Origin of the sequence: Arthrobacter sp. A2-55 (assembly GCF_025548615.1) — a bacterium.
GTDB lineage: Bacteria > Actinomycetota > Actinomycetes > Actinomycetales > Micrococcaceae > Specibacter > Specibacter silviterrae.
Genome location: NZ_JAJLOZ010000032.1, coordinates 30,697 through 46,907 on the forward strand (window position 1 = coordinate 30,697; position 16,211 = coordinate 46,907).

Here is a 16,211-nt window from a genome sequence, read left to right on the forward strand (position 1 = left end):
AAACTGGTGAGGCAGGTGCTGCACCGCCGATCCGGCAACACGCAGGTGCTGCCAGCAATGCGGCAAGGCCTACAGCGGCTCGGGGCGCTCCGGCGGGTCCGTGAAATCGCCCGCGGCGCGGCGGAAGCGGGCCAGGATGCCGGTCAGCGTGAGGAGGTCCTCCTCGGGAATGCCGGGCTGTTCAAACACGGCGCCGTTGAGCACGCGGGTGGCCCTTTCCACCAGCGTGCGCCCGGTGCCGGTCAGCACCACCAGGGTGGCACGGCCGTCGGTGGGGTGGGCCTCCCGGCGCACGAAGCCGTCCTTTTCCAGCCGGTCCACCACATTGGTCACGGACGTGGGATGCACCTGGAGGCGGGCGCTGGCGCTGGCCATGGGAAGCGCCCCGTCACGGGAAAAGGACAGCAGGCGCAGCATTTCCAGCCGCGCATAGGACAGCCCCAGGGGCTTGAGCACGGCATCAACCCGGCTGTACATGAGCTGGTGGGCTCGCATCACGGAAGAGAAAGCGGCCATGCCGTCCGCCGCATCGGTCCAGCCGTGCACAATCCACTGGCGCCTGGCCTCGGCGATGGGGTCCATGGGCAAGGGAACTGAAGCGGCCATGGGAATCCTTTCTCGCGGCTGGCGGTTCGGCCGGCGGTCGGACTGGCAGCTGGGGCCGGCGGTGGGGCCGGAACTGGGGCGGGTGACCCGCAGCTAAGCAACAATTTACTTGGAATACCTAGTAAATACTAGTAGTTCCTAGTAATCTGGACGCAGTGCCACCATTTTGGCAATTCCAGCAAAGGGGCTGTACATGAAGATCGTTGTGTTGATCAAGCAAGTGCCTGACACCTCGGATGAACGAACGCTTGACCCTTCCACCGGGTGGCTCAACCGAGACGCCGGGGACAACATCTTTGACGAGATCAACGAGCGCGCCCTGGAAGTGGCGCTCCAGGTCAAGGACAAGGACAAGTCCACCGAGGTGGCGGTGCTGGCCATGGGGCCTGCCGAAGCTGCCAAGGCCATCCGCAAGGCGCTTTCCATGGGAGCCGATTCCGGCATCCACATCCTGGACGATTCCCTCGCCGGGGCCGACGCCGTCAGGACGGCGGCCGTGCTGGCCGCGGCGCTGAAGGACGCTGGCGCCGACGTCATCCTGGCGGGCAACGAGTCCACCGACGGCCGCGGCGGCGTGGTCCCGGCCATGATCGCCGAACACCTGGGCCTGCCCCTGGCAGGCTCGCTGTCCACCATCACGCTGGCTGGAGACAAGGTTTCCGGGGAGCGCCAGGACGACAACGGAACGCTGTCCGTCAGTTCCGGGCTCCCCGCCGTGGTGACCGTGACCGAGCGCACCGCCGAGGCCCGCTTCCCCAACTTCAAGGGCATCCTGACCGCAAAGCGCAAGCCCGTGGCCACCCTGGCGGTGTCCGGGCTGGACGTTCCGGCAACCCCTGCCCGCACGGTGATTGTCTCCAGTGCAGAAAGGCCGGCCCGTGTGGCGGGCACCAAGATTGTTGACGAGGGCAACGCCGGCACGCTGCTGGCCGAATACCTCATTGAAAACCGTTTGGTCTAGGAAGGGCTGGGCATGGCAAACATTGTGGTTTTTGTTGAACTGAACCGCCAGGGCGGCGTTTCGGCCTCGGCCCGCGGGCTGCTGGCTGCGGCCGCATCCCTGGGCACCCCCGTGGCCGTGGTGGCGTCCCCGGCAAACCTGACCGACGACGCCGTCGCCCACCTGGGCGGGCTGGGCGCCACCGCGATCTACCAGGCTGTGGGGGCGGATGCCGCCACCGTGCTGGGCACGCCCGCCGTGGACGCGCTGGCCAACGCCGTGGCAGCCCTGGCGCCCGCCGCCGTGCTGGCCGCACACTCCGTCGACGGGCGCGAGGTTGCAGCCCGGCTCGCCGTTCGGACGGGCGGGGCGCTGATTGCGGACGCCGTGTCCGTGCGGGAGGACGCCGGGCGGATCGTGGCCGGGCACTCGGTCTTTGGCGGCACATATTCAGTGGAGTCCGCGGTCGACGGCGGACTGCCCGTCATCACCATCCGCCAGGGAGCCATCGACGGTGCCGCCCCCGCTGCCACCGCCGAAGTCAGCACCGTGGCCCTGGCGCCCGGCAGCGGGGCCCGGATCGATTCCGCCAACGACGCCCCGGCAACCAGCAGCCGCCCCGAGCTGCGGGCCGCCAAGACGGTGGTCTCCGGCGGGCGCGGCTTGGGCTCGAAGGAAAACTTTGTCCTGGTGGAACAGCTGGCCGACGCGCTCGGCGCGGCCGTCGGGGCATCCCGTGCCGCCGTCGACGCCGGCTATGTGGCCCAAACGGCGCAGGTGGGCCAGACGGGCGTCAGCGTATCGCCGCAGCTCTACATTGCCCTCGGCATCTCCGGCGCCATCCAGCATAGGGCGGGCATGCAGACCGCCAAGACCATTGTGGCCATCAACAAGGACGGCGACTCGCCCATTTTTGACGTGGCCGACTTTGGCGTGGTGGGCGACGTGTTCACCGTGGTGCCGCAGCTGATGGAGGCACTGGCGGCCCGAAAGGCGTAACGGTGGCCGGCCCCAGCGGGCATCTGCCTCCCAGACCTGTTAGAAATAAGGCAGTTGAAAGGCGCCCGCGGTGCCGCAGGAAGTTTTCCCGAAAGAGGTTCATAACTGATGTCGACCCCCGCAAAGAATAAGTCCGGGAGCAGCAACCGGTGGGCCAAGCCTGCCATGGTGGGGGCCGGCGTCGTCCTGGTCCTGCTGGTGCTGGTGCTGGCCGCGCGCTGGTTCACGGGCCTGGACGGGGTGAAGTCGTGGATGGTGACGTACCCGGGCCAGTCCGAACTGCCCGCCACGGCGCCCGTCGGGTTCCCGGCCTGGCTGGGCTGGCAGCACTTTTTGAACGTGTTCTTCATTGTGCTGATCATCCGGTCAGGCTGGCAGGTGCGCACCTCCAAGCGGCCCCCGGCCCACTGGATCCGCAACAACAAGGGCCTCATCAAGACGAAGAACCCACCCACCAAAATCAGCCTGGACCTGTGGTTCCACCTGAGCCTGGATGCCTTGTGGGTGCTCAACGGGCTGATCTTCATCATCGTCATCCTCGCCACCGGACAGTGGCTGCGGATTGTGCCCACCACCTGGGACGTTTTCCCCAACGCCGTCTCGGCGGGGCTGCAATACCTGTCCCTGAACTGGCCCACGGAGAACGGCTGGGTGAACTACAACTCGCTGCAGCTGCTCACCTACTTCCTGACCGTGTTCATTGCCGCGCCGCTGGCGATCCTCACCGGCATCCGGATGTCGGGCGCCTGGCCGAAGAACGCCAAGGCATTGAACAGGGCCTACCCCATTGAGCTGGCCCGCAGGGTCCACTTCCCCGTCATGCTGTATTTTGTCCTGTTCATCATTGTGCACGTGACGCTGGTGCTGGCCACCGGCGCGCTGCGCAACCTCAACCACATGTATGGTTCCAGCGACGCCGTGAACTGGTGGGGCTTTGGCATCTTTGCCTTCTCCCTGCTGGTCATTGTGGGCGCCTGGTTCGCTGCCCGCCCCCTGTTCCTGAGGCCGATCGCCTCATTGACGGGCAAGGTCAGCAAGTAAGGTCCCGCACCCGGCCCACCAGGCACGGGCGGGACGGAACGATGGGCCAAGGCCCGCAAACGTCAAGGGAGACGCCATGTATTCACTCACCGAGGACCAGCAGGCAATTGTGGAAATGGTGCGTGACTTTGCCGCCACGTCGCTGGCCCCCCACGCCGCCGACTGGGACGAGAACAAGCACTTCCCGGTGGACGTGCTGGCCGAGGCCGGGGCCCTGGGCATGGGCGGCATTTACGTGGGCGAGGACTACGGCGGCTCCGGGATGACCCGCACGGACGCCGTGCTGATCTTTGAGGAGCTGGCGGCGGCCGATCCCTCCATCGCCGCCTACATCTCCATCCACAACATGGTGGCCTGGATGATCGACGCCTTTGGCAATGACGCCCAGCGGGCCCGCTGCCTGCCGGGACTGACCGCCATGACCGAGCTGGGCAGCTACTGCCTCACCGAACCCGGGGTGGGCTCCGACGCCGGTGCCCTGGCAACGCGTGCCGTGCGCGACGGCGGCGACTACGTCATCAACGGCACCAAGCAGTTCATCTCCGGGGCCGGCACCTCGGCCTGGTACGTGGTCATGGCCCGCACCCAGGACACCGGCAGCCACGGCATCTCCGCCATCATCGTCCCCAACGGCACGCCCGGCCTGTCCTTCGGCGCGGAAGAGAAAAAGATGGGCTGGCGGGCCCAGCCCACCCGCCAGGTGGTCTTTGAGGACGTCCGGGTCCCCGTCTCCAACCGGCTGGGCGAGGAGGGCGACGGCTTCATGATCGCCATGAAAGGCCTCAACGGCGGCCGCGTCAACATCGGCGCCTGTTCGCTGGGCGGGGGCCGGGCAGCCTTTGAAAAGTCCGTGGCCTACCTGAAGGAACGGCAGGCCTTCGGCGGCCCCCTCATCAAGCAGCAGCACCTCCTCTTTGAGCTGGCGGACATGGACACCGAGTTGGAGACCGCCCGCACCATGCTGCTGCGCGCGGCCGCGGCCCTGGAGGACGGGGACGCAGACCTGGTCAAGCTGTGCGCCATGGCCAAGCGCGTGGCCACCGACACCGGCTTCCACGTGGCCAACCAGGCACTCCAGCTCCACGGCGGCTACGGCTACCTCTCCGAATACGGCCTGGAGAAGATCGTCCGCGACCTCCGTGTCCACCAAATCCTGGAGGGCAGCAATGAAATCATGCGCCTGATTGTGGGCCGCTTGGCGGTGGAAAAGGCATGAGCGAAAACAGGGAACGTGCCGCGCGTGAGGGTGCGGCGGGCGGCAAGTTGCAGGAGGATGGGCCTATGGAGAACACTGACGTTCTGGTGCAGCGCACCGGACACCTGGGCCACATAGTCCTCAACCGGCCGCAGGCCATGAATGCGCTCAACCACGGCATGATCCAGGCCGTGGCCCGGGCCCTGGACGCCTGGGAGACGGACGACGGCGTTGCCACCGTCCTGATTTCCGGTGCCGGTGAGCGGGGCTTGTGTGCCGGCGGGGACATCGTCACGATCTACCACGACGCCCGCACCGGCGGCAACGCCACTGAGCAGTTCTGGCGCGACGAATACCACCTCAACGCCCGCATCAAGCGCTACCCCAAACCCGTGGTGGCCCTCATGGACGGTGTGGTCCTGGGCGGGGGAGTGGGCATTTCCGCCCACGCCTCCCACCGGGTGGTCACCGAGCGCTCCCGCGTGGGCATGCCCGAAACCGGCATCGGCTTTGTCCCCGACGTGGGCGGGAACTACCTGCTCTCCCGCGCCCCCGGGGAGCTGGGCACGCACGCAGCGCTCACCGGCAGCATGGTCAGCGGCGCGGACGCCGTGGCCATGGGACTGGCCGACCACTTCGTGGACTCCGCGAACCTGGCCCCGCTGGTGGCCGCACTGTCCGAGCGGCCCGCAAGCGCCGCCGTCGCACTTTACGGGCAGGTCCCGCCGGCCTCGGCACTGCTGGCCGAGCGGGCCTGGATTGACGACGCCTATGCCGGGGACGACGCCGGCGCCATCGTTGCGCGGCTGGCCCGCCGCAGCGAGCCGCTGGCCGCCAAGGCCGCGGCCACCATTGCGGCAAAGTCGCCCACGGCCGTCACCGTGACCTTGCAGGCCCTGCGGCGGGCGCGCGTGCTCGACTCGCTCGAGGACGCGTTGGACCAGGATTTGAGGGTGTCCCTGCGGGCACTGCGCTGGCCCGACTTCGCCGAGGGGATCAGGGCGCAGCTGGTCGACAAGGACCGCAACCCGGCCTGGTCCCCGGCAGCGCTCGCGGACGTGCCCGCGGAAGTGGTGGCAGGCGCATTTGAAGACCTCGGCCCGCATGAACTGGGCCTGGGAAAGCTACGGAATGGAATGGTGGCAGGGCAATGAGCAATGACGCAGCGAAGCGGACTGTTGGGTTTATCGGGCTGGGGCACATGGGCGGGCCCATGGCGGCGAACCTGGTGAAGGCCGGGTACCAGGTCACCGGCTTTGACGTGGTGCCGGCGGCCCTGGAAGCGGCGCGGTCAGCCGGAGTTTCGGTGGCGGCTTCCTCTGCCGAGGCTGCCGCGGGCGCGGACGTGGTCATCACCATGCTCCCGGCGGGAAAGCACGTCTTTGCCGCCTACGAAGGCGACGGCCCCGGCGGCGGGCTGCTCGCCGCGGCCAAGCCAGGCTCCCTGTTCCTGGAGTGCTCCACGATTGCCGTGGAGGACGCCCGGACGGCACACGAAATGGCGCTGGCCGCCGGCCACCACAGCCTGGATGCGCCCGTCTCCGGCGGTGTCATGGGTGCCGAGGCCGGGACGCTGACGTTCATGGTGGGCGGCACAGCGGACGACTTTGCGGACGCCGCCGAGATTTTTGAAGTCATGGGCCGGCGCATTGTCCACTGCGGCGGGCCGGGTGCCGGGCAGGCCGCCAAGGTCTGCAACAACATGATCCTGGGTGTTTCCATGATCGCCGTGAGCGAGGCCTTCGTGCTCGGCGAGCAGCTGGGCCTGACCCACCAGGCGCTTTACGACGTCGCCGCGAACGCTTCCGGCCAGTGCTGGGCGCTGACCACCAACTGCCCCGTCCCCGGGCCGGTCCCCGCCAGCCCGGCCAATCGCGACTACCAGCCCGGATTCGCCGGCGCCCTCATGGCCAAGGACCTGGGCCTGGCCGTGGAGGCGCTGAACGCGACGGGCGTGGAGGCGTCCTTGGGGCGTGCCGCCGAGGAAATCTACCGCGAGTTTGCCCTGGGCGGCGGGGCTGGAACCGACTTCTCCGGCATCATCAACACCATCCGGGCGGCATCCCACGCGGCCGCCCCCGAACAGTAAGGCACACCCGCCAATGGGCACATATTCCTTGATCCTGACCGAACAGCGCGGCCGGGTGGGCCTCATCACGCTCAACCGCCCGGAGGCCCTCAACGCCCTCAGCGACGCCATGGGCCGCGAAATCCTGGCCGCCGCGCAGGCGTTCGACGCCGACCCGGGAGTGGGTGCCATTGTCATCACCGGCTCCTCCCGGGCCTTTGCCGCCGGTGCGGACATCAAGGAAATGGCGGGGAAGTCCTCCGTGGAGATGTACCAGCTGGACTGGTTCTCCGCGTGGGACGCCCTGGCCCGGGTGCGCACCCCCATGATTGCCGCCGTCGCCGGCCATGCGCTGGGCGGCGGCTGCGAGCTGGCCATGATTGCCGACTTCATCATTGCCGCCGACAACGCCAAGTTCGGCCAGCCGGAAATCAAGCTGGGAGTCATTCCCGGCATGGGCGGCTCGCAGCGGCTCACCCGCGCCGTCGGCAAGGCCAAGGCCATGGAAATGGTGCTGACCGGGCGCATCATGGGCGCCGTGGAGGCCGAGCAGGCGGGCCTCGTGGCACGCGTGGTGCCCGTGGATTCCCTGCTGGACGACGCCCTCGCCACGGCCGCAGAGATTGCCGCCATGTCCAAGCCCGTGGCCATGACCGCCAAGGAGGCCGTCAACGCCGCCTACGAGTCCACCCTGGCGGAGGGCGTGCGCCTGGAACGCCGGCTCATCTTCTCCTGCTTCGCCACGGAGGACCAGAAGGAAGGGATGGCGGCGTTCACCGAAAAGCGCCCCGCCGAGTTCAAGCACCGCTAGCCTGCCGGCGGCTGAGCCTGTCGAACCCCCAGGGATACCGGAACGGACAAATGAGTTTGATATATCGGGATCCATTGTCCGTTCCGGCATCCCGCCGAACCCCGCCGAGTTGGTGATCCGCCCAAACGCATGTACTGTTGAGGACGCAACGCGGGGTGGAGCAGTTCGGTAGCTCGCCGGGCTCATAACCCGGAGGTCACAGGTTCAAATCCTGTCCCCGCAACCGAGATGAGGAAAGTCCCCGGCCGGCTGGCCGGGGACTTTCCGTTTTCCGGGTGCGATTCGCAGCCTGCCGGACAGGTCTCTACGCCGGATAAATAGCCACCTCGGCCGCCTTGACCACAAAGAAAACGGCCGATCCCGGCTCCAGCCCCAGGTCCGCCATGGCCGCGGGGGAGATGTCCGCCGCCAGCCGGCCGGCCCGCACGCGGATGTGGTCACCGTGCGGTTCCAGCTCCGTCACCGCCACCGGAAAGCAGTTGCGTGGGCTGCCCTGCGGCGGAGCCAGGAACACTGACACGGCCGACGGCGGGAACGCCGCCAGGCCCTCCGTCCCACCGCCCGCGGGGGTGCCGGCCCCTGCGAAGCCGCCGGTCAGGCGGCCGGCGACCAAGCCGGCGTCGGCCGTTTGGACGGAGGTGCCGGTGACGGAACCGGTCAGGACATTCAGCCCGGCCAGCGAGGCCGCAAAGCTGCTCCGCGGATGGGCCAGGACGGCAGCCGTGGGCCCGGATTCCACGATCCGGCCGCGGTCCATGACGATGATCCGGTCTGCGAGCATGAGGGCGTCGAGGACATGGTGGGTGACGATGATGGCGCGTCGGCCGGCCAGCACCCGCTTGAGCAGGCTGCGCAGGAACGGGGCGCTGTTGATGTCCAGGGCGGCCATGGGCTCGTCCAGCAGCAGGAGTTCCGGATCGGTTGCCAGTGCCCGGGCCAGGGCCACGCGCTGGGCCTGCCCGCCGGAGAGCTGGGCGGGCCTGCGGGCGGCAAGTTCCAGGGCGTCCACCTCGCCGAGCCAGTGCCGTGCCACGGCGCTTGATTCCGCCCGGCCCAGCCCTTTGCTGCGCGGGCCGAAGGCAACGTTGTCCAGCACGCTCAGGTGTGGGAACAGCAGTGGATCCTGCGCCAGCATTCCCACCCCGCGGGCGTGTGGGGGCAGCCACAGCGGTGCCGGCCCGGTGCGGAACAAGGCGCGGGCACCCAAGGTGGCGTGGCCGGCGTCGGGCTTGAGGAGCCCGGCCACAATCTGCACCACCGTGGATTTGCCCGCCCCGTTGGGGCCCATGACGGCCAGGGTTTCGGCCGGGCCCACGGACAGCGACACGTCAAGGTGGCGCCCGGCGATGGTGGCGTTGAGTTCGAGGGTCACGGCCGGGCCGCATCTGTGCCGGTGTCCGCCGGGATGTCGGCGCGGGCGCCACCTTGCGGGTCCCGGCCGGAGGCCCCACGGGGCGGCAGCCGCGGCGCGCGGTACGTCAGCCCCACCACCACCACGGCCACGGCGATCAGCAGGAAGGACAGGGCCACGGCGGCGTCGGGATCGGTCTCTCGCTGCAGGTAGATTTCCAGTGGAAGCGTGCGGGTGACTCCCTGCAGGCTGCCGGCAAAGGTCAGCGTGGCGCCGAATTCGCCCAGGCTGCGGGCGAAGGCCAGCACGGCCCCGGACACCAGCCCGGGCAGCACCAGGGGCAGCGTGATCCGGCGCAGAACGGTGGAGGGGCGCGCGCCAAGGGTGGCGGCGACGGCCTCATACCGCTGCCCGGCCGTGCGCAAGGTGCCCTCCAGGCTCAACACCAGGAATGGCAGGGCCACGAATGCCTGCGCCATGACCACCGCCGTCGTGGAAAAGGCGATGTTGATTCCGGCCAGGGACAGCGACTTGCCGATCAGCCCCTCCCGGCCAAAGGTGTACAGCAGCGCCAGGCCGCCCACCACCGGCGGCACCACCAGCGGCAGCAGGATCAGCGCCCGCAGGATCCGCTGCCCGGTGAACCGCGCCCTCGCCAGGACCAGCGCCAGCGGGACGCCAAAAACAATGCAGAGCGCCGTGCTGGCTGCGGCCGTCTTGAGGCTCAGCAGCAGGGCGGCACGCGAGGAATCCGAGGTGATGAGGGGGATGAAGTTGCCCCAATTGACCTTGGCCACCATGCCCAGCAGCGGCAGCAGGATGAAGAGTGCGCCGGCCGCCGCCAGGGCGAAAACCCACCGCGGCACCGCCTGGTACTCCCACCTCTTGACGGCCTTGCGGCGGCCCGGCCCAGGCGGTCCCGCGCTATGGTGCGCCAAAACCGGCATCGCCGAGCACCTTCTGCCCGTCAGGCCCCGTGACCAGTTTGATGAAGGCCGCAGCCAATTCCGGGTTTTTGGTGGTGGAGACCGTGGTGATCGGGTACTTGTTGACAGTGGGGTTTGCGAGCGTGAGCGGCACCGCCTTGACTTTGCTTCCCGCCGTCGTGGCGTCCGTGACGTACACCAGGCCGGCATCGGCCTCGCCGGAGGTGACCTTGCCCAGGACGCTGGTGACGTTAAGTTCCTCACTCACCGGTCTAACCACGACGCCGGCGCTTGCCTCGTCTGCCTTGGCGGCGGCCCCGCAGGGGACCTGGGCGGCGCAGACCACCACCTTGACGCCCGGCTTGGCGAGGTCGGCAAAGGAGGTGATGCCCGCCGGGTTGTTGGGCGGCACCACGATGGTCAGGACGTTGGTGGCAAAGACGGCGGGGGTGCCGGAGACCAGTTTGGCATTGCTGAGCTTCTTCATGTTTGCCTGGTCGGCCGAGGCAAAAACGTCCGCCGGGGCCCCTTCAACAATCTGGGTGACCAGCGTGGAGGAACCGTCAAAACTTAGGGACACCTTGACCTTCGGGTTGGCCGCCTCAAACTGCGTAGCCAGCTCGCTAAACGTCTTTTTCAGCGACGCGGCTGCAAACACCGTCAGCGTTCCGGAAAGCCCGGCCGTGCTGCCCGCCGATGTCGACGCACCGGGTGTGGCGGCGCCTCCCGAGCACGCGGCCAGGGACATGGCGACAAGGACGGCGGCTGCTGCGGCGGCCGGCTTGCGGAACAGCTTCTTCATGGCTTGGCCCCTTGGGGGATTTCGATGATCACGGTGGTTGACTTGACCACGGCGGTGGCCACGGAGCCGGGTTCCAGCTTCAGGTCCCGGACGGCCTCGCTGCTCATGAGGGACACCACGCGGAACGGGCCGCACTGCAATTCCACCTGCGCCATCACCTTGTCCATGATGACGCTGGTGACCAGGCCCACGAACCTGTTGCGCGCCGAACTGCCCACGCCTGTTGGATCGTCCGGCAACTGGGACTGCGCCTTGGCCAGTTCCGCCAGCTCCGTCCCCTCAATGGCGATGCGCCCCTGCTTGTCCTTGTGGCCATGGAGCGTGCCGTTGTCCAGCCAGCGCCGGACGGTGTCGTCGCTGACGCCCAGGAAGCGGGCGGCTTCGGAAACGCGGATTAGTGCCATTTCGGCAGTCTATAACCTCAACTGCGGAAGTCCAAGGGTGTTTCAGCCGTAGATGCTGAAACGGTGATTGTGGCTCGGAACTGTCCGCAGCGGCGGCTCGGGACTGCGGAACGGGCAGGGAGTTTCAGTCCCGGCTACAGCCCCGCCAGCCGGTCCGAAAGTGCCATGTGCCCGGCATCCACCACGCGGGCCTCGGGGTGGTCCACGTGCCACGCCATGATTTGCCGCGCGCCGGTGGCGTACGGAATGCGGGCGGCAAAGCCGGGCACGTAGCGCTTGATCTTGGCGTTGTCGAAAATGACTGAATGGGACTTGTCGCCCAGCAGCCCGGGTCCCAGCTCCGGAGCGGCGGCGGCAATCGTGTCGCTGGCAACGTGAACCAGCACGGGGTCATCGACGTCCGCCGCGGCGGCAACGGCGCGGTACACGGCATCCCACGGCAGCACCTCGTCGGAGGTGATCGTGAAGGATTCACCCACGGCCGCGGCCAGTCCGAGCAGGCCCGTGAACGCGACGGCAAAGTCGTCGGCGTGCGTGAGCGTCCACAGCGAGGTCCCGTCCCCGTGCACCACCACCGGCAGCCCGGCGCGCATGCGGTGCACATCGGTCCAGCCAAACAGCAGCGGCAGCCGGGTCGCGTCATAGGTGTGCGAGGGGCGCACCACCGTGACGGGGAACCCCTGCGAGCGGTACGCAGTGACAAACACGTCCTCGCAGGCGATCTTGTCCCGTGAGTACTGCCAGAACGGGTTGCGCAGCGGCGTGGACTCCGTGATGGGCAGTCTCAGCGGCGGCTTCTGGTAGGCCGAGGCCGAGCTGATGAAAATGTACTGCCCGCAGCGCCCGGCAAAAAGCTTCACAGCCGCCCGGGCCTGCTCCGGCACAAAGGTGACAAAGTCCGCCACCACATCAAAGCGCCGCCGCCCAAGCACCGCGGACACCGCAGCAGGGTCGCGGACATCCGCCACCAGCTGCTCGACGCCGGCAGGCACCGGCCGCTCGGACCCCACCCCGCGATTGAGCACAGTGACGTTGAATCCGAGGGCCACGGCCCGGGCCACTGCGGCCGCACTGATGACGCCTGTCCCCCCGACAAACAGCACCCGCAGTCCGGGCAGTGCTACAAGTGGGCCCGGACGTGCGGTGCCGGGTCCGGGCTGGTCCAGCCACCGCAGGTCGTCGTTGTAGCCGCTCACCAGGCGTAGTCCTCCGGGGCAGTCTTGGGGCCGGGGAAAATTTGGTCCAGCTGCGCCAGCGCGTCAGCATCCAGGGAGACCTCCAGTGCGCGGAGCCCGGCCGCCAGCTGATCAGAGGTCCGCGGCCCGATGATGGGTGCGGTCACTGCCGGCTGGTGCAGCAGCCAGGCCAGGGCGATGTCGCCCGGCTCCTGGCCCCGCTGTGCGGCAAACGATTCAAACGCCGCGATGTCGTCAGCAAAGGCTTCCAGCGCCTGGGCGGCGCGGCCACCCAACCGGCGGACGCCGTCGTGCTCCTTCTTCAGCACCCCGCCCAGCAGGCCGCCGTGCAGGGGCGACCACGGCAGCAGCCCCAGCCCGTAGTGCTGGGCCGCCGGGATCACCTCGCGCTCCACGCTGCGCTGCATGAGGCTGTAGATGGACTGCTCGCTGACCAGGCCGGTGACGGGGCGGCGCGCGGCGGCCTCCTGCGCGGCGGCAATGTGCCAGCCGGCAAAATTGGAGCTGCCGGAGTAGATGATCTTGCCTTGCTGGACCGCCACGTCCACCGCCTGCCAAATCTCATCCCACGGTGTTCCGCGGTCCACATGGTGGAACTGGTAGAGCTCAATGTGGTCCGTCTGCAGGCGCTTCAGGCTCGCATCCAGGGCGCGGCGGATGTTCAGCGCGGACAGGTGCGAGTCGTTGGGCTTGTGGCTCATCCGGCCGTAGACTTTCGTGGCCAGCACCGTGTCATTCCGCCGTCCGCCGCCCTTGGCAAACCAGCGGCCGATGATTTCCTCGGTCCAGCCCCGGTGGTCCTCGCCGCCGTAGGCATTGGCCGTGTCGAAGAAGTTCAGCCCTGCCTCGCGCGCCTCATCCATGATGCGGTGGGCGTCGGCCTCCTGCGTGTGCGGGCCAAAGTTCATGGTGCCCAGGCACACCCGCGAAACCTCCAGCCCGCTGCGGCCCAAATGTGTGTACTTCATGGCAGTTTGATCCCTTCACTGGTGGATGCCGGCTGCCCGCCTGGCGCCTGCTTGCCCGCAGCGTGGCTGCCTGCCCAGGAGGACAGCAGCTTGAGGGCGTCCTGCGACGGGGAGCCGTTCCGGGCGGTGAAAGTCCGCACGCTTTGCTCGGGGTCGTCCGGCAGCAGGAGCTGCTCAAAGTCGAGCTCAAGGTCCCCGACCACGCCGTGGTGCAGCCTCAGCGTGCCGGAGGACCTCCGGGCCACTGTGTGGCGTGCCCACCACTGGCGGAAGTCCTCGCTGTTGACCGCCAGCTCGCCCACCAGCGCGCTGGCCTGGGGGTCGCCGGGGTGCCGGCCCACATCGGCCCGCAGGGCTGCGACGGCATCTGCCGCGGCCCCATGCCAGTCCCGGAACAGCACCCGGGCGGCGGGGTCCAGCATGATCCACCGCGTGTAGTTCCGCTGTTCGCGCGCCATGGCCGGAAAGTCGGCCAGCAGCAGGCGGCCCATCCGGTTGGCTGCCAGGACGTCCGTGCGCCGTCCCAGCACGACGGCGGGCACGTCGCCCAGGGCGTCCAGCAGCTGCCGCACGGGTGGCCGCACCCGCTGGGCGGCCGGCGGGTCCACGGCCTGCCCGCCGCAATTGTCCAGCAGGTCAAGCATGTGGGCCGATTCGGCCTCGCTCAGCTGCAGCGCGCGGGCCACGGAGGCCAGCACGGAGCGGGAGGGGTGGATGTTGCGGCCCTGTTCCAGCCGTGTGTAGTAGTCGGTGGAGACGTCCGCCAGCCGGGCCACCTCCTCCCGCCGCAGCCCCGGCACGCGCCGGGCGTTGTAGACGGTGTCCGGATCCGGTTGGAGCCGGGCACGCATGGCGGACAGGAACTTGCCGAACTCAACGCTTTGACCCATGCCACCATTGTGCCCCGGCACGGCGGATCAATCCATCGCCGTGGGTAGGACTGTGAAACCTAGGATGGGCCCGCACCTGCTTGTGGCTCCTTCCGCGGCCGGCGGGCCGTAGGCTGGGGGAAACCGCTTTCTCTGGGCGGCTTGCATGAAAGGAAAAAAGTTGGACATGACTGAATCAACCCCGAGGGGAACGGCCGTACCGGAGCTGGCCCTTAACAACGGCGTGCGGATCCCGCAACTGGGTTTCGGCGTCTTTCAGATACCGCCGGAGGAAACGCGCGTTGCCGTGGGGGAGGCCCTCAGGGCAGGCTACCGCCACATTGACACTGCTGCGGCGTACCGCAACGAGTCCGGCGTGGGGGCCGCCCTGGCGGAGTCAGGCCTGCCGCGCGGGGACGTCTTCATCACCACCAAGCTGCGCAATGGCGAACAGTCCAGCCCCCGGGCCGCCTTCGAGGCCAGCCGCAAGGCACTGGGCGTTGACTGGATCGACCTGTACCTGATCCACTGGCCCGTCCCGTCGCAGGGGCTGTTCACCCAGGCGTGGAAGGAATTGGAGTCCCTGCAGGCGGACGGCATGGTCCGGGCCATCGGCGTTTCCAACTTCCTGCCGGAGCACCTCGACGAACTGCTGGCCGGAGCCACCGTGGTGCCGGCCGTCAACCAGTTTGAGCTGCACCCCACGTTCCAGCAGGCGGAGCTGGCGGCCAAGAGCCGCAGCCACGGCCTGGCCGTGGAGGCCTACAGCCCGCTGGGGCAGGGCAAGGACCTCGGCAGTGCCGCCGTCACGGGGCTGGCGGCGAAATACGGTGCCACGCCGGCGCAAATCGTGCTGGCCTGGCACCTGGGGATGGGCAACATCGTGATCCCCAAGTCCGCCACGCCCGCACGCATCCGGGAGAACCTGGCTGCAGCGGCCATTTCGCTGACCCCGGAGGAACTGGGCCTGATCTCAGCCCTGGAAACTGGCGAACGCATCGGGGCGGACCCTGCCCTCGCGGCGTTCACGCAGATGTAGGCCGCCCGCCGGACGGTCCAAATCCGGACGGTCCAAATCCGCCGAAAGCACAGCAATGGCGGGCAGATGTGGAATCTGCCCGCCATTGCTGTGCAGTCGGCGCCTAGAGCTTGTCGAAATCCGCCTCGTCTACGGTGTCGGTCTCCGCAGCCGGCGCGATGGCGGCCTGTGCCGGTGCGCCGCCGGACTTCAGGGCGGCCAGGCGGGCTTCCACCTCGGTCTGCTCGCCCAGGTCCTCCAGGCTGTTGAACTGTGCGTCCAGGCTGGAGGCTGCGAGCTCGTTCTGGCCGCGGACCTTGGCCTCTTCGCGGCGGATCTTGTCCTCGAAGCGGCTGACCTCGCTGGTGGGGTCCATGATGTCGATGCTCTTGAGGGCGTCGTTGACCTGCAGCTGGGCATCCGCCGTCTTGGAACGGGCAATCAGCTCGTTGCGCTTGCTGGCGAGTTCAGACAGCTTGCCCTGCATTTGCTGCAGGCCGGTCTTGAGCTTGTCCACCACATCCGTCTGGGCGGCAATGTTGGGTGCGGCAGCCTTGGCCTCGTTCTCCGAGGAAATCTGGCGCTGCAGGGCCACCTTGGCGAGGTTGTCAAACTTCTGCGCGTCCGTGGGATTGCCTGCCGTGCGGAACTCGTCGGCCTTGCGGCTGGCGGCGAGGGCCTTGGAGCCCCAGTCCTGGGCGTTCTTCACGTCCTCGTTGTAGTCGTCTTCGAGCATGCGCAGGTTGCCGATGGTCTGTGCCACCGCGCCCTCGGCCTCGGTGATGTTCGCCTTGTAGTCGCGCACCATCTGGTCAAGCATCTTCTGCGGATCCTCGGCCTGGTCCAACAGCGAATTGATGTTGGCCTTCGCCAACTGTGCAATCCGGCCGAAAATTGACTGCTTTGCCATTCTTTTCCCCTTATTTTTGCTATTGAAGAACATCAGTGGTCGGTCTCTTTGCGTCGTGCTGGCCAAACATTTCCTTTGAGTCTAGCGACTCCGTTACCTGCTGAACG

At 68.0% G+C, this 16,211-nt stretch carries 17 protein-coding genes and 1 tRNA gene; 9 read left to right on the forward strand and 9 right to left on the reverse strand.

Annotated features, from left to right (window positions below; translation table 11 throughout):
- Positions 1-69 precede the first annotated feature (69 nt).
- On the reverse strand, positions 70-606 hold the full coding sequence (locus tag LPN03_RS10630) for a MarR family winged helix-turn-helix transcriptional regulator (RefSeq protein ID WP_165181922.1): 537 nt from the start codon (positions 604-606) through the stop codon (positions 70-72).
- Positions 607-799: 193 nt separating this feature from the next.
- On the opposite strand from LPN03_RS10630, the gene LPN03_RS10635 reads away from it, so the two are divergent.
- The 8 genes from LPN03_RS10635 (at position 800) to LPN03_RS10670 (ending at position 7,883) form a co-directional block, all read left to right on the forward strand.
- Complete coding sequence (locus LPN03_RS10635; RefSeq protein ID WP_262454223.1) at positions 800-1,567, forward strand: electron transfer flavoprotein subunit beta/FixA family protein; 768 nt, start codon at positions 800-802, stop codon at positions 1,565-1,567.
- A 12-nt stretch (positions 1,568-1,579) separates the two neighbouring features.
- Positions 1,580-2,545 carry an electron transfer flavoprotein subunit alpha/FixB family protein gene (locus tag LPN03_RS10640; protein WP_262454224.1) on the forward strand — a complete coding sequence of 322 codons (966 nt, stop codon included), beginning with the start codon at positions 1,580-1,582 and terminating at the stop codon, positions 2,543-2,545.
- A gap of 108 nt (positions 2,546-2,653) precedes the next feature.
- The gene (locus tag LPN03_RS10645) at positions 2,654-3,586 is read left to right on the forward strand and encodes a cytochrome b/b6 domain-containing protein (protein WP_262454225.1); all 933 of its coding nucleotides are present in this window, start codon (positions 2,654-2,656) and stop codon (positions 3,584-3,586) included.
- 76 nt (positions 3,587-3,662) lie between these two features.
- A complete protein-coding gene (locus LPN03_RS10650) occupies positions 3,663-4,802 on the forward strand; it encodes an acyl-CoA dehydrogenase family protein (RefSeq protein ID WP_262454226.1) in 1,140 nt (379 codons plus the stop codon).
- On the forward strand, positions 4,799-5,935 hold the full coding sequence (locus tag LPN03_RS10655; protein WP_410468582.1) for an enoyl-CoA hydratase/isomerase family protein: 1,137 nt from the start codon (positions 4,799-4,801) through the stop codon (positions 5,933-5,935). The genes LPN03_RS10650 and LPN03_RS10655 overlap by 4 nt, the downstream gene beginning before the upstream one ends.
- Positions 5,932-6,870 (forward strand): 3-hydroxyisobutyrate dehydrogenase, encoded by a 939-nt coding sequence (gene mmsB / locus LPN03_RS10660; protein WP_262454227.1) that lies wholly within the window; start codon positions 5,932-5,934, stop codon positions 6,868-6,870. The genes LPN03_RS10655 and mmsB overlap by 4 nt, the downstream gene beginning before the upstream one ends.
- Positions 6,871-6,883: 13 nt before the next feature.
- Complete coding sequence (locus tag LPN03_RS10665; protein WP_262454228.1) at positions 6,884-7,660, forward strand: enoyl-CoA hydratase; 777 nt, start codon at positions 6,884-6,886, stop codon at positions 7,658-7,660.
- Between the two features lie 149 nt (positions 7,661-7,809).
- A tRNA-Met gene (locus LPN03_RS10670) sits at positions 7,810-7,883 on the forward strand.
- Between the two features lie 81 nt (positions 7,884-7,964).
- On the opposite strand, the gene LPN03_RS10675 is transcribed toward LPN03_RS10670, so the two are convergent.
- The 7 genes from LPN03_RS10675 to LPN03_RS10705 all read right to left on the reverse strand — a co-directional run bounded on the left by LPN03_RS10675 (position 7,965) and on the right by LPN03_RS10705 (position 14,197).
- Positions 7,965-9,032 (reverse strand): sulfate/molybdate ABC transporter ATP-binding protein, encoded by a 1,068-nt coding sequence (locus tag LPN03_RS10675; RefSeq protein ID WP_262454229.1) that lies wholly within the window; start codon positions 9,030-9,032, stop codon positions 7,965-7,967.
- Positions 9,029-9,958 carry an ABC transporter permease gene (locus LPN03_RS10680; RefSeq protein ID WP_262454230.1) on the reverse strand — a complete coding sequence of 310 codons (930 nt, stop codon included), beginning with the start codon at positions 9,956-9,958 and terminating at the stop codon, positions 9,029-9,031. The genes LPN03_RS10675 and LPN03_RS10680 overlap by 4 nt, the downstream gene beginning before the upstream one ends.
- Positions 9,936-10,739: a molybdate ABC transporter substrate-binding protein gene (gene modA, locus LPN03_RS10685; RefSeq protein ID WP_262454231.1), complete on the reverse strand. Its 804-nt coding sequence runs from the start codon at positions 10,737-10,739 to the stop codon at positions 9,936-9,938. The genes LPN03_RS10680 and modA overlap by 23 nt, the downstream gene beginning before the upstream one ends.
- A complete protein-coding gene (locus LPN03_RS10690) occupies positions 10,736-11,143 on the reverse strand; it encodes a molybdopterin-binding protein (protein ID WP_165181902.1) in 408 nt (135 codons plus the stop codon). Before LPN03_RS10690 ends, modA begins: the two co-directional genes overlap by 4 nt.
- Before the next feature lie 134 nt (positions 11,144-11,277).
- Complete coding sequence (locus LPN03_RS10695; protein WP_165182001.1) at positions 11,278-12,261, reverse strand: NAD-dependent epimerase/dehydratase family protein; 984 nt, start codon at positions 12,259-12,261, stop codon at positions 11,278-11,280.
- A gap of 74 nt (positions 12,262-12,335) precedes the next feature.
- A complete protein-coding gene (locus tag LPN03_RS10700; protein WP_262454232.1) occupies positions 12,336-13,307 on the reverse strand; it encodes an aldo/keto reductase in 972 nt (323 codons plus the stop codon).
- Positions 13,304-14,197: a helix-turn-helix transcriptional regulator gene (locus tag LPN03_RS10705; protein WP_262454233.1), complete on the reverse strand. Its 894-nt coding sequence runs from the start codon at positions 14,195-14,197 to the stop codon at positions 13,304-13,306. The genes LPN03_RS10700 and LPN03_RS10705 overlap by 4 nt, the downstream gene beginning before the upstream one ends.
- Positions 14,198-14,363: 166 nt before the next feature.
- Between LPN03_RS10705 and LPN03_RS10710 the strand changes: the two genes are divergently transcribed.
- Entirely contained in the window at positions 14,364-15,215 is an 852-nt protein-coding gene (locus LPN03_RS10710; RefSeq protein WP_262454234.1) for an aldo/keto reductase, read from the forward strand.
- A gap of 103 nt (positions 15,216-15,318) precedes the next feature.
- On the opposite strand, the gene LPN03_RS10715 is transcribed toward LPN03_RS10710, so the two are convergent.
- Entirely contained in the window at positions 15,319-16,104 is a 786-nt protein-coding gene (locus LPN03_RS10715; protein WP_165181894.1) for a PspA/IM30 family protein, read from the reverse strand.
- Positions 16,105-16,211 lie beyond the last annotated feature (107 nt).

Coding starts and splice junctions, on each gene's coding strand:
- LPN03_RS10630 (WP_165181922.1), bottom strand. CDS start 606: ATGGCCGCTTCAGTTCCCTTGCCCATGGACCCCATCGCCGAGGCCAGG.
- LPN03_RS10635 (WP_262454223.1), top strand. CDS start 800: ATGAAGATCGTTGTGTTGATCAAGCAAGTGCCTGACACCTCGGATGAA.
- LPN03_RS10640 (WP_262454224.1), top strand. CDS start 1,580: ATGGCAAACATTGTGGTTTTTGTTGAACTGAACCGCCAGGGCGGCGTT.
- LPN03_RS10645 (WP_262454225.1), top strand. CDS start 2,654: ATGTCGACCCCCGCAAAGAATAAGTCCGGGAGCAGCAACCGGTGGGCC.
- LPN03_RS10650 (WP_262454226.1), top strand. CDS start 3,663: ATGTATTCACTCACCGAGGACCAGCAGGCAATTGTGGAAATGGTGCGT.
- LPN03_RS10655 (WP_410468582.1), top strand. CDS start 4,799: ATGAGCGAAAACAGGGAACGTGCCGCGCGTGAGGGTGCGGCGGGCGGC.
- mmsB (WP_262454227.1), top strand. CDS start 5,932: ATGAGCAATGACGCAGCGAAGCGGACTGTTGGGTTTATCGGGCTGGGG.
- LPN03_RS10665 (WP_262454228.1), top strand. CDS start 6,884: ATGGGCACATATTCCTTGATCCTGACCGAACAGCGCGGCCGGGTGGGC.
- LPN03_RS10680 (WP_262454230.1), bottom strand. CDS start 9,958: ATGCCGGTTTTGGCGCACCATAGCGCGGGACCGCCTGGGCCGGGCCGC.
- modA (WP_262454231.1), bottom strand. CDS start 10,739: ATGAAGAAGCTGTTCCGCAAGCCGGCCGCCGCAGCAGCCGCCGTCCTT.
- LPN03_RS10690 (WP_165181902.1), bottom strand. CDS start 11,143: ATGGCACTAATCCGCGTTTCCGAAGCCGCCCGCTTCCTGGGCGTCAGC.
- LPN03_RS10700 (WP_262454232.1), bottom strand. CDS start 13,307: ATGAAGTACACACATTTGGGCCGCAGCGGGCTGGAGGTTTCGCGGGTG.
- LPN03_RS10705 (WP_262454233.1), bottom strand. CDS start 14,197: ATGGGTCAAAGCGTTGAGTTCGGCAAGTTCCTGTCCGCCATGCGTGCC.
- LPN03_RS10710 (WP_262454234.1), top strand. CDS start 14,364: ATGACTGAATCAACCCCGAGGGGAACGGCCGTACCGGAGCTGGCCCTT.
- LPN03_RS10715 (WP_165181894.1), bottom strand. CDS start 16,104: ATGGCAAAGCAGTCAATTTTCGGCCGGATTGCACAGTTGGCGAAGGCC.